The following is a 12,438-nucleotide window of genomic DNA, read 5'->3' on the forward strand; positions in this document are numbered from 1 at the left end:
ATGGCACGATTTAAATATTCCGGCCGGGACCGGACAAAAAAACGCTCAGGCACGATTACAGCAGGCTCCAAACGTGAAGCGCTCGAAAGGCTCCGTGAAGAAGGAATCAGGACAACCGAGATCGTAGAGGTGCCTGAAACACTATTAACGAAGGATATTGCGATTGGAAATCCTGTTAAGCTTCAGCATCTGGTCATCTATCTGAGACAGTTTGCCACTCTATTAAAAGCTGGTGTTTCAGTTGTTGAATCGACAAAAATACTTGCAAGCCAGACGGATAGCAAGGCATTGCGAAAAGCGCTGCTGGATATCGAAGCAGAGCTAAGGGAGGGAAACCAGCTTTCCCAGGCGTCATCGAAGCATGCAAAGATATTTTCTCCGATGTATATCAATATGATCAAGGCCGGGGAAGCAGGCGGAAATATGGACGAAGCGCTCGAACGCCTTGCAGACCACTATGAGAAACAGCATAACACCCGCCAAAAAGTTGTGGCTGCTTTGACATATCCAGCTGTTATTGCGTTCATAGCGATCGGTGTTGTCATTTTCCTACTCGTTTCTGTTGTGCCGACATTTGTTGATATGTTCGCGGATTTTGGAGGAGAGCTGCCTGCAATAACGCAATTCGTTCTTGGAGCCAGTGAGTTCATGCAACAGTTCTGGTGGCTGATTATTTTATTCATAATCGCTGTGGTAGTTTTTATCATTGCAATGAATAAAAACAAAAAGACAAAGTATTATCTGGATTATGCATTGCTCAGGATGCCGCTGTTCGGCAAAATTATGCAAAAAGCAGTGCTCGCAAGGATGACGAGGACACTTAGCTCGCTATTCACGAGCTCAGTCCCGATTCTTCAGGCGTTATCCATCGTTGAAAATGTAGTAGAAAATGAAGTGATTTCACGTGTGGTGCGCCAATCAAGGGATGCACTTGAAGTAGGACAATCGATGACAGGGCCGATGAAGCAGCACTGGGCCTTTCCGCCGCTGGTTACGCAAATGATTTCCATAGGTGAAGAAACAGGCTCGCTCGATGGGATGCTCGGGAAAGTAGCCGAATTCTATGAAAAAGAAGTAGAAACAAGCACCGACCAGCTTAAATCATTGATAGAACCGATCATGATTGTCGTGCTCGCGGGCCTTGTTGGAACGATTGTTACATCAATCATGGTTCCAATGTTCGACATCTTCAATCATGTGAACTAAACTATGCGAAAAAAAGACAAAAACTACTAAAAAATTATATGAATTTTCCAATCTACCCATTATAATATTGATAGTTACATATTTCTTTTGTCATAGGTATATTTTACTAAAAAGGGAGAGTTCAAAATGTTTAAAGCATTGAAGAAGAAATTGAAAGATCAAAGAGGTTTGACGCTTATTGAACTATTAGCTGTAATCGTTATTTTGGGGATTATTGCAGCGATTGCGATTCCGAGTATTGGTAAGATAATTGAGAACTCAAAAAAAGATGCAGCTTATGGTGATGCACTTCAAATTATTAATGCGGCCAAACTTGCGCATGCTGCTAACCCAAACGTTGCTACATGGGATGAAACAGCGCTGGCTAATTATTTATCAAACTCAGATGATAAAGATTTTGAAGTGAATTATAATTCAGGTACAAATAAATACACAATTACTGCTCACGAAAAAGCAGCTACTGCTCTAAACAAAGCTACACCAGCTTCTGCTGTACTTACAGAAGAAGAATTAATTACAGCTGCTCAATAATATGTTGATCTCAAGCCTTTTATTTTTAGGCCTCCTCCTTGGCTCATTCTTCAACGTAGTCGCGTTAAGAGTCCCAGAAGGCAAATCAATCGTAGCACCAAGATCATCCTGTCCAAAATGCGGTCACCAGCTGACTGCACTCGAATTAATACCAGTATTGTCATATGTATTCCAAAAGGGGAAATGCCGCCAGTGCAAGGTCGGCATTTCTCCTGTTTATCCTTTGTTTGAGCTTTTGACTGGTGTGCTTTTTGCTCTTGCTCCTTTGGCAGTAGGCTGGAACAAGGAGCTTGTCATCGCCCTTACATTGATTTCCTTGCTGATCATCATTACTGTTTCTGACCTGTCATATATGATCATCCCGGATAAGGTACTGATGGTGTTTGCCGGGATTTTTATTGTAGAACGGATTTTCATTCCTCTTACTCCCTGGTGGGATTCATTGGCCGGGGCAGCATCAGGCTTTTTTCTCCTTTTATTGATCGCGATTGTCAGCAGGGGAGGAATGGGCGGAGGCGACATTAAACTATTCGCAGTGATTGGCTTTGCTGTCGGCTTCAAGACCATGCTGCTATCCTTCTTTTTCGCCACATTTTTTGGAGCGGTTTTCGGTGTAACTGGGATGCTTTTACGGTTGTTAAAAAGGAAGCAGCATATTCCTTTTGGACCTTTTATAGCTCTCGGTACACTGACAGCCTACTTTTTTGGAAGCAAGATTATCCAGTGGTATTTCAATCTATTAATTTAGGGTTTTTTCATAAAGGAGTTTCAGATCATGGCATTATCTCTTTTTTCCGGCAGAAGCAAGGTTGTTAATATCGTGATTAATGACCATTCAATCCGCTATGTAGAATTGAAGCAAAGAAATCCGGCGACTCCGCTTCATTACGGGCAGCGATATTTGCCTCCAGGAATCATTTTGGATGGCAAAATCCAGGACTTCGACACATTGGAGAACATCCTTGATGAATGCATTGATGACTGGAAGATCAGCAAAAGGGAAATTCGCTTTACTGTACCGGATTCGCTTGTCATCATCAGGAAGGTTTCGATTCCGGCTGATGTAAAAGAGGATGAAATCCATGGCTATTTGTATTTGGAGCTGGGCACCTCCATCCATCTTCCTTTTGAGGACCCTGTTTTTGATATCATTCCTCTTGGGATAGAGGACCAGAAGCAAACGATACTAGTTTTTGCAGCTCCAGAAAAATATGTAACTGAATATGCTGATTTGTTTAAAGGCACCCGCCTAAAACCGATTGCCGCAGATATCTCGCCGCTCGCTATTTACCGGCTTTATTATCAGCAGGCATTGAAGAGTGAAAAGGAAATCCTGCTGACTGTCCAGTTCGATCTCGATGTTGTCAGTATGTGTGTGTTCGAGGAGCATATTCCTGTATTCATGCGCCATATTCCCGGCGATATGCAGGAGAACTGGAAGGTAAAGAGCGGCAGGGGACGCTTCTCAGGCCAGGAAATGGTGTATGAAGGGGAAGTTGCCGAACTGACATTCCAGCTTGAGGATATTTATCGTGATATCGCCAAATTGATGGACTTCTACCACTACTCATTGACTCAAGGGAAAAGGGAAGTCACCAGGATCCTGGTCAACGGGGACCACCCTATGCTTGACCGGATATTGAATGATATGAAAGAACGATTCGGGATTCAGATTGATACCCTGAGAGTTCCGCTCCATGGAGAAGCAGCAGAAGAATTGCCGAAGGCTTTTCATCTTGCATTGGGACTTGGATTGAAAGAGGTGTAAATGATGCTTGTCGAGATTAACCTTTTACCTAAAAAAGAACATAAGAAATCTTCCTCGCTCATGATCGCTCTTTTAATCCTGGTGCTATTTTCAGCAAGTGCGTCGGTCATCTTCCTACAAGGAAACAGCTATGAAAAGAAAATGGCTTCTGTAGATAAGCAGATTGCGAGTGTGCAAAAGCTTAATGAAGCCCAGCAGGCAAAAATCGCCGACGGAGATACAGCCAATTCAGCGATGAAGCTGCAAGAAGCTGCAGAATGGGCCGAGCAGTTCCCGATGGAGACCGTACCGCTGCTCCGAAATGTCATTTCCCAATTGCCTGAACGAGGATTCGTTAAAAACTTTGAATATAGCAACACAAATTCTGTCCTGCTTACCATCCAGTTTGATGCTTCAAGAGATGCTGCGTATTATTTGAGTTCTCTTAAAGGTTCTGATTGGGTTGAAGAGGTCTCATTATTAAATGTAGTGGCTGTAAAGAATGAGGAAACTGCCCTAGCAAATACCGATGCTGCTGTTTCAGAGAAAAGGGAAGAGGAAATAATGCCCCGCTATACAGCAGAATATGAGCTTATTTTTAAAGAAGATGAATTCATGAAAAATAGCAGTGTCGCTTCAAAAGGAGGAGACGAAACGTGAACCTCCGTTTAGAGAAAAAAAACATAACGATACTGGCCGTTGCTGCCATTCTTGCAGCCTTGATGTATGCAGGTGCTTACTTTTTGTATATAAATCCTTTAAAGGACAGCCTCGCATTGAAGGAGAATCAATTGAAGTCAGAACAGCAGCTCAGCGAAACCTTTGAGACCCGCCTGGCAGCTGCAAAAAACGACACCGGCAGTACGATTGAGCTTCAAAAGATGCTGCCTGTCGACCCAATGATCGAACAGCTTCTGCTCGACCTTGAAAAAGCCGAAGTCATTTCCAACAGCTATATCACCTCGATGGAGTTCAGCCAGGAGGCAAGTGAAGCAATTACCGAAGCGGCTCAGACACGAGAAAACGAGGGAACTGACACAGACTCAGGAACAGAGACGGATTCATTGGCAGTCCCAGATGGCGTTGAAAAAACCGCTGTTACTATCACGGTTGAGGCTGATGATTATTTTGGAGTAGAGAAATTCATCGAAACACTCGAAAATCTGAAACGTCTGGTGAAAGTTGATTCAATCTCGTTCAGCGGCCCGGAGGAAATCAATTCACTTTCCGATGAAGAAAACCCAATTGTCATGACGCTTACTATTAATTCCTATTATCTATCAGGACTCGAGGATTTGAAGGATAAAAATCCGAAAATCGAAACACCGGAACCAGCCAACAAACGGAACCCATTCCCGACATTCGGCGACTATTCCGATGATAATGTAACCGGAGACCAGTCAGAAACTGGTGATAGTCTTGATTCGAATGAAGCTATGTTAGAAGACAGTAATGAAGAATGATTTATAGCACCTGTTGATTGAAGTGGAGGGTACTCGACTCCTACGGGCTCACCGGATGCCCCGTGGAAAGCGAGTACCCGGAACGGAAATCAACAGTCTATATTAAGTAAAAAAATTGACGAAAGCATTCTATAACAAGACGACAAAAGTCTTGTTATTTTTTTTTGTCTGTATGATAGGATGAAGCAAAATAGGGCGGGCAGGAGGAGGTACAAGCAGTGGACAAGCAAGGCAAGACCATTACGATAAAGATAAATGGAAAGAACCGGCCGGTAAAAGAAGAAAATACGGGAATGTTGGAGGAAGAAAATTCTTATATCCAGATTGATAGAGAAGAGGCCATGTCAGAATCAGCGGCCGCACAGGAGCAGGCAGAGGATAACTTTGACTGGATATTACCGGATCCGGCCGAAGTGGAGCCGGTCAAGGAATATAAAATTGCCCCGAAACAGAATAACAAGAAGCAAAAGAAGTCAGTTGGGATTTCGGTGTGGAATAAGAAATCACCCCGGAATAATCGATTATATACGACCATCTTTGTGACCGTATTTCTTGCTGTCCTCCTGGGGACTGCCTTTGGCGTGACCATTTTGAAGTTTGTAACTGGTGAAACTGACCAGGCTGCGCCAGCCATCACGACTGTTACGCCGGAACAGAAAGACAAGGACACGCCTGCGGCTGGTAAAACATCCGTCCCTTTAAATCCGATCTCTGCTTTCGTGGTTCAAAATGGGATTTTCACCACAGAGGAAGCAGCGAAGGAGCGAATTAATTTACTTTCCGGGCAAGGGATCAATGCGGAAGTATTCCCTGTGAACGGGCAGTTTGCGATTTACCTGGGAACGGCAGGCAGCATCGAGGAAGCAAAGGAAATCAGCAATGCCTTGAAAGCAAAGGGAGTCGAGGTATTTGCAAAACAGGTTGATATTGCGGGCGGAACCGCAGCTGAAGTAACAGCAAATGCAGCAAAATTCCTGCAGCAGGCACCTGGGATTTATTCGATCCTTTCCAGCGGAAAAGCAGATACACCAGAACTCCAGAAAAAAATCGTAGAATATCAGGTCATGCTGAGTGAGATGCCAGACAAGAATATTAAAGATAAAAATGTTTTAAAGGCAAAGGCAAGTATTGAAAGAGCCAGCAAAGCTTTTGCAGACTATCAAAAATCGAAGGATGCAGCTCAGCTTTCAAGCATGCAGGCTGATTTGCTGGCATTCCTTTCCGCCTATCAGGCGATCGGCAGCTGAGCATTCCCGCCGAAACCGCCAGCCGAATATTTTCCGGGAAATTGAACAAATTAACAGAGCCTTCGCCATTTTGCGCCAGGCTCTGATTTTTTTTGCATAAACAAGGACTAAAGATTGTTTGGAATCTTGAAGTTTGATACGATTAGCTTGTATCTCCCTTTGATGCAAATACAAAAGAAAGGTGATTTTATGCAACGCCTCATTTTAGCCTCATCTTCTCCACGGCGAAAAGAACTTCTTGAAAACCTCCGCTTGGAATTTGAAATCTCGAGCAGTGATGCTGATGAATCGTTCAGTGAGGATTTAAGTCCCTCAGAAGCTGTGATGGAACTTGCTTCGCGCAAGGCAGCCACAGTAGCCGCAAGCTATCCGGATTGTTTTGTAATCGGATCAGACACAGTGGTTGTCAATGAAGGGGAAATCCTCGGAAAGCCTGCAGGTGAACAGGAAGCTTTTGAGATGCTCAGGAAGCTGTCTGGCAGAAGCCATTCAGTCTATACCGGAGTATCCATCCTATCTCCAGAGAAGGAAACACGTTTCTATGAAAAAACAGATGTGACGTTCTGGGATTTGTCAGATGAAGAAATCGACACCTATATTAAGAGCGGTGAGCCATTTGATAAGGCAGGAGGCTACGGGATCCAGGGATTCGGAAGCATGCTTGTCAAAGAAATCAAGGGCGATTATTACACAGTTATGGGGCTGCCTGTTTCAAGACTGATCAGGGAACTCCGAAAGACCGGTTACATCCTTCCTTATTAAAAAGAAAACCACAGAAACTTCTTCTACACTTCCCTCGTCAATAATCATGGACTGGGAGGAAGATCTATTGTCTACACATTCATTGATGATCAGAGATTACCCGCAAAATGAACGGCCAAGGGAGCGTTTTATCCAAAACGGTCCCCAGAGTCTGTCAAATCACGAACTGCTTGCCCTCCTGCTTGGGACAGGCTCGAGGGAAGAGTCCGTCCTGCAGCTGGCGAATCGCCTGCTGACCCAGTTTGAGGGACTTAGGCTGTTGAAAGATGCCACACTTGAAGAATTGACAGATATCAAAGGCATTGGCAAAGCCAAGGCGATTCATGTCCTCGCTGCTGTTGAAATCGGCAGGCGGATTGCCAATCATACTCTTGATGAGCGCTATGTGATCCGGTCGCCTGAAGACGGGGCAAAATATTTGATGAACGATATGCGCTTCCTGACCCAGGAGCATTTCGTATGCCTCTACTTAAATACGAAAAACCAGATTATCCATAAGCAGACGATTTTTATCGGCAGCCTGAATGCCTCGATCGTCCATCCACGCGAGGTGTACAAGGAAGCCGTCCGCCGGTCTGCTGCCTCGGTGATCTGCGTCCATAATCATCCTTCGGGGGACCCATCGCCAAGCCGCGAGGACATCGAGGTGACCAAGAGGCTTTCGGAAGCTGGCAAAATCGTCGGCATTGAATTGCTGGACCACCTGATCATCGGCGAAAATAAATATGTTAGTTTAAAGGAAAAAGGGTATGTATGATACTAGGATTTTGATTGACGTTGAGATATAATATAATTTATGATTTTTGCGGGCATAATTAAATTTTTTGTCAAAAATCTGTGAAAAAATAATCATATTTTGATTGTAAATAGATTGCCTGTTCTTTTATTGCATTTATGTTCAGAAAGGGAGATACAACGATGTTTGGAATTGGAACGAGAGACCTGGGAATTGACCTGGGTACAGCGAATACACTCGTATATGTAAAAGGAAAAGGAATTGTTTTAAGGGAGCCGTCAGTTGTGGCGCTGCAGACAGATACAAAAAACATCGTCGCAGTCGGCAATGATGCAAAGAACATGATCGGCCGTACCCCGGGGAACGTCGTAGCCTTAAGGCCTATGAAGGATGGAGTAATTGCCGATTATGAAACAACTGCGACAATGATGAAATATTACATCAAAATGGCTACTAAGAATAAAGGTTTATTCTCAGGCAAGCCATATGTCATGGTTTGCGTTCCGTCTGGGATCACCGCTGTTGAGGAGCGGGCGGTCATTGACGCAACTCGCCAGGCTGGAGCCAGGGATGCCTTCACGATTGAGGAACCGTTTGCAGCAGCGATCGGTGCGAATCTTCCGGTTTGGGAGCCTACCGGCAGCATGGTTGTGGATATCGGTGGCGGAACAACGGAAGTCGCGATTATTTCCCTTGGCGGAATCGTTACATCCCAATCCGTGCGTATCGCAGGCGATGAGATGGATGATGCGATCATCAATTATATCCGCAAGACTTATAACCTGATGATTGGTGAGAGAACAGCTGAAACGATCAAAATGGAAGTCGGTTCTGCTGGTGAGCCAGAAGGGATCGAAAACATGGAAATCCGCGGCCGTGACCTTTTGACTGGCCTTCCAAAAACTATTGAAATTACAGCAGCCGAGATTGCCAAAGCGCTTAATGATACAGTTTACGCAATTGTCGATGCTGTTAAGCTTACACTGGAAAAAACTCCGCCTGAACTTGCTTCAGATATTATGGACAGAGGCATCGTCCTGACTGGTGGTGGCGCTTTGCTGCGCAATTTGGACAAGGTCATCAGCGAGGAAACAAAAATGCCAGTGCTGATTGCCGAGGAACCGCTTGACTGTGTTGCAATTGGTACCGGAAAAGCGCTTGATCATATCGACCTATTTAAAAACAAAGCAAAAGAATCAAGATAATAAGATTACCCATAGATCATTCATCAAAATTGACGGAGAGGCCAAAAAAGAAGGGAAGCGGATGATAGCCGGCTTCCCTGCTCTCTTGTCATTACAATTTTTATACAGAAGAGGTGTAAATCATGCCACAGTTCTTTTTCAATAAACGCCTGATAATGCTGCTGGTGAGCATTATTGTCCTCGTGGCATTGATTGGTTTCTCATTAAGGGAGAGGGAAGAATTGACTTGGCCGGAGCAGTTTGTGAAGGATTCGACAAGCTGGGTTCAATCCCTTGTATCAAGGCCTGCACATTATATTGCGGGTGTGTTTGGAAACCTTCAAGACTTGCAGAATACATATCAGGAAAACAAAGAATTAAAGAAACGCCTTGATGATATGGCCCGACTTGAAGCTAAGGTTTATTCCCTTGAGAAAGACAACGAGGAGCTTCAGGAAATTTTAGATAAAAAAGAATCCCTTGCAGACTTCGAGCCTATCCAGGCGGTCATGATCGCACGCAGCCCGGATCGCTGGAATGAGCTCATCATCATCAATAAGGGAAAAGCCAATGGAGTCGAGAAAAACATGGCAGTCATTACCGCCAGAGGTTTGATTGGCAAGGTGAAAAGCACGACACCGTTTTCCTCGACTGTACAGCTGGTGAGCGCGCTTGATTCAACAAACCGGATTTCAGCGCTGCTTCAGGGGGAAAAAGAGCTTCACGGAACAATCAACGGCTACGATAAGGAGAAGGAGCTTCTTTTATTGAAGGGACTTCCGTACAATGCCAAAGTAGAAAAGGATCAGAATGTTATTACTTCAGGCCTTGGAGGCGTATTCCCAAAAGGATTGCCAATCGGCAAGGTTGTAAAGGTGGTTCCTGATGAATTTGGCCTCAACCAAACGGCCTACATTAAACCGGAAGCCGACCTGTATGACCTTGAGCACGTCATGGTTGTGAAAAAAGCGATGGCCTCTGTCGATTTTACTGAAGAGAGTGAAGAAGGCGAGGAGGAGGGCAATTGATTCGTTTCCTGCTTCCAGCACTATTCGCTTTTCTGTTTATCCTGGAGAGTCTGTTTGTAGAGCTAATTCCAGCAGAGTTATTTAACAGTGACAGGATTTTTGCCCCTCACTTTTTGATGGCCGGCATTTTATTCTTGACTGCCTATTTGAGTCCGAAGCGTGGAATCCTTTATGGATTCATCTTCGGTCTTCTGTATGATGTCGTCTATACTGAAATAATCGGGATTTACCTTTTCATGTTCCCATTCATTGCCTATCTTTTTGCAAATATGCTAAGGGTTCTGCAGTCAAATATCTTCATCGTATCATTAATGTCCCTCCTGGGGATTGCCATGCTTGAAGTTGGCGCATATGAAATGATGCACTTGATCCATGTGACAGATCTGGACTTTTCGACCTATGCAAAAATCAGATTGGCACCTACTATGATTTTGAATCTCGCATTCATCATCCTTGCTGCCCTTCCATTCAAACGGCAGTTCGAGAACGCTGCTGACAGGCTGCGTCACGATTAAGAAATTTCATGTGCACGGTTATTCAAATAAAGGAATTTCAGATATGCTTGTCGAATTTCTTGTAAAAGAAATGAAAACCAGCTTGATTGAGGATTACTGTCTAGCTGCAGCGCCTGGCCTTCGAGCCGGCCCTGACCAAGGCGCTTGCGCTTTTCTTATGAGGTGAACATCCGGAATGAAGAAGACACAAAATGTGACAATTAAAGGGACAAAAGATGGACTCACCCTCCATTTGGATGATACATGCTCCTACGAGGAACTGAAAAAGGAGCTCGACAGGAAGCTGTCTAATTCCTCGCGCGTTCAGGAGGAGGAGCAATTGCTCTCCGTTAAGGTTAAGGCAGGCAATCGTTACCTAACCGAGGAGCAGCAGGAAGAACTGAAGGACCTGATTCGACAGAAGCGCAACCTGATTGTCGAGGATCTGGAGACGAATGTGATTACCAGGGAAGAAGCTGAGCGGAAACGGCGGGAAACAGAAATTGTCTCCGTTGCAAGGGTGATCCGTTCGGGACAGGTGCTTGAAATTGTCGGCGATTTGCTCCTGATTGGAGATGTCAATCCTGGCGGTACCGTTAAGGCAACCGGGAATATCTTCATCATGGGAACACTGAAGGGAATTGCCCACGCCGGCTGTGAGGGGAATGAAGAGGCAGTGATCGCCGCCTCAGTCATGAAGCCATCACAGCTGAGGATCAGCGATTGTTTTAATAGGGCACCCGACCTGCTTCCGGATGAAGAAAATCGGGTAATGGAATGCGCGTACATATCGGATAATCAACAGATTGTCGTTGATAGATTGCAAGTTTTAATGAAAAAAAGACCTAATTTAACTAGATTTGAAGGAGGCCTCTAAAATGGGAGAAGCGATTGTCATTACATCCGGAAAAGGCGGAGTCGGCAAGACGACCACCTCGGCTAATATTGGGACAGCTTTAGCCCTTCAAGGCAAAAGAGTCTGCCTTGTCGATACTGATATCGGCCTGCGCAATTTGGACGTTGTCATGGGGCTTGAGAACCGGATTATATATGATCTTGTGGATGTAGTGGAAGGCCGCTGCAAAATTCATCAGGCACTTGTTAAAGATAAACGCTTCGATGACCATCTTTACTTGCTTCCTGCTGCCCAGACGAGTGACAAAACAGCTGTCCAGCCGGAGCAGATGAAGAAGCTGGTCAACGAACTTAAGCAGGACTATGATTATATCATTATCGATTGCCCGGCCGGCATCGAGCAAGGCTACAAAAATGCGGTAGCTGGGGCTGATAAGGCGATTGTTGTAACGACTCCAGAAGTTTCTGCCGTCAGAGATGCCGACAGGATCATCGGGCTCCTGGAAAAGGAAGAAAATGTGGAAGCGCCCAAGCTTGTCATCAACCGTATCCGCAGCCATATGATGAAAAATGGCGATATGCTTGATGTCGATGAGATCACGACGCATCTTTCCATCGACCTGATTGGGATTGTCGCGGATGATGACGAAGTAATCAAGGCTTCGAATCACGGCGAGCCAATTGCCCTGAACCCAAACAGCAAGGCATCGATTGCATACAGGAACATCGCCAGAAGGATCCTTGGTGAATCAGTTCCACTGCAGCAGCTTGATAACGAAAACAAAGGCGTATTCTCGAAAATCAAAAAGTTTTTCGGAGTACGTTAAATAAGATAAGGCACCTGCCGATAAGTATTTTCATTCTTATCTCGCAGGTGCCTTTTTCATTTCGCTAACACTCTTATAAATTAGGTATGTCAAAGGTTTGTTAATGCACAATGGGTATATAAATCCTGTTGATTGTAATGGAAGGTGCGTAGACTCCTGCGGGCGCAGCTGGACAGATGAGACCCCGCAGGAGCAAAGCGACGAGGAGGCTCAGCGCCAGCCCCGCGGAAAGCGAAGCGCCTGGAATGGAAATCAACGGCCAGATTAAACAGGAGTTTTAATCTCTTATTGTCATACTCTTGTTGGACAGGTCATAAACTTGTACTAACTTAGAGTACAAGGGGATTGGTGGGGATTT

Annotated in this window: 14 protein-coding genes; all 14 read left to right on the forward strand. The window is 44.9% G+C overall.

What is annotated here, in order from left to right:
* The 14 genes from AC3EBE_RS18005 (at position 1) to minD (ending at position 12,080) form a co-directional block, all read left to right on the forward strand.
* Positions 1-1,206 (forward strand): type II secretion system F family protein, encoded by a 1,206-nt coding sequence (locus tag AC3EBE_RS18005; RefSeq protein WP_488596413.1) that lies wholly within the window; start codon positions 1-3, stop codon positions 1,204-1,206.
* A 126-nt stretch (positions 1,207-1,332) separates the two neighbouring features.
* Positions 1,333-1,737 (forward strand): prepilin-type N-terminal cleavage/methylation domain-containing protein, encoded by a 405-nt coding sequence (locus AC3EBE_RS18010; protein ID WP_488596414.1) that lies wholly within the window; start codon positions 1,333-1,335, stop codon positions 1,735-1,737.
* A gap of 1 nt (position 1,738) precedes the next feature.
* Entirely contained in the window at positions 1,739-2,485 is a 747-nt protein-coding gene (locus AC3EBE_RS18015; protein ID WP_488596415.1) for a prepilin peptidase, read from the forward strand.
* A gap of 27 nt (positions 2,486-2,512) precedes the next feature.
* Positions 2,513-3,505 carry a type IV pilus biogenesis protein PilM gene (pilM, locus tag AC3EBE_RS18020; RefSeq protein ID WP_488596416.1) on the forward strand — a complete coding sequence of 331 codons (993 nt, stop codon included), beginning with the start codon at positions 2,513-2,515 and terminating at the stop codon, positions 3,503-3,505.
* On the forward strand, positions 3,506-4,144 hold the full coding sequence (locus tag AC3EBE_RS18025) for a hypothetical protein (RefSeq protein WP_488596417.1): 639 nt from the start codon (positions 3,506-3,508) through the stop codon (positions 4,142-4,144).
* Positions 4,141-4,947 (forward strand): pilus assembly protein PilO, encoded by an 807-nt coding sequence (locus AC3EBE_RS18030; RefSeq protein ID WP_488596418.1) that lies wholly within the window; start codon positions 4,141-4,143, stop codon positions 4,945-4,947. Before AC3EBE_RS18025 ends, AC3EBE_RS18030 begins: the two co-directional genes overlap by 4 nt.
* A gap of 218 nt (positions 4,948-5,165) precedes the next feature.
* Entirely contained in the window at positions 5,166-6,194 is a 1,029-nt protein-coding gene (locus AC3EBE_RS18035; protein ID WP_488596419.1) for an SPOR domain-containing protein, read from the forward strand.
* Positions 6,195-6,383: 189 nt separating this feature from the next.
* Positions 6,384-6,956: a Maf family protein gene (locus AC3EBE_RS18040; RefSeq protein ID WP_488596420.1), complete on the forward strand. Its 573-nt coding sequence runs from the start codon at positions 6,384-6,386 to the stop codon at positions 6,954-6,956.
* A 67-nt stretch (positions 6,957-7,023) separates the two neighbouring features.
* The gene (radC, locus tag AC3EBE_RS18045; protein ID WP_488596421.1) at positions 7,024-7,713 is read left to right on the forward strand and encodes a RadC family protein; all 690 of its coding nucleotides are present in this window, start codon (positions 7,024-7,026) and stop codon (positions 7,711-7,713) included.
* A gap of 161 nt (positions 7,714-7,874) precedes the next feature.
* Positions 7,875-8,897 carry a rod shape-determining protein gene (locus AC3EBE_RS18050; RefSeq protein ID WP_488596422.1) on the forward strand — a complete coding sequence of 341 codons (1,023 nt, stop codon included), beginning with the start codon at positions 7,875-7,877 and terminating at the stop codon, positions 8,895-8,897.
* Between the two features lie 122 nt (positions 8,898-9,019).
* Positions 9,020-9,904 (forward strand): rod shape-determining protein MreC, encoded by an 885-nt coding sequence (gene mreC, locus AC3EBE_RS18055; protein WP_488596423.1) that lies wholly within the window; start codon positions 9,020-9,022, stop codon positions 9,902-9,904.
* A complete protein-coding gene (gene mreD, locus AC3EBE_RS18060) occupies positions 9,901-10,419 on the forward strand; it encodes a rod shape-determining protein MreD (RefSeq protein WP_488596424.1) in 519 nt (172 codons plus the stop codon). Before mreC ends, mreD begins: the two co-directional genes overlap by 4 nt.
* A gap of 175 nt (positions 10,420-10,594) precedes the next feature.
* A complete protein-coding gene (gene minC, locus AC3EBE_RS18065; protein ID WP_488596425.1) occupies positions 10,595-11,275 on the forward strand; it encodes a septum site-determining protein MinC in 681 nt (226 codons plus the stop codon).
* A gap of 1 nt (position 11,276) precedes the next feature.
* Positions 11,277-12,080 carry a septum site-determining protein MinD gene (gene minD, locus AC3EBE_RS18070; RefSeq protein ID WP_488596426.1) on the forward strand — a complete coding sequence of 268 codons (804 nt, stop codon included), beginning with the start codon at positions 11,277-11,279 and terminating at the stop codon, positions 12,078-12,080.
* Positions 12,081-12,438: the final 358 nt, after the last annotated feature.

Source organism: Mesobacillus sp. (genome assembly GCF_057785455.1).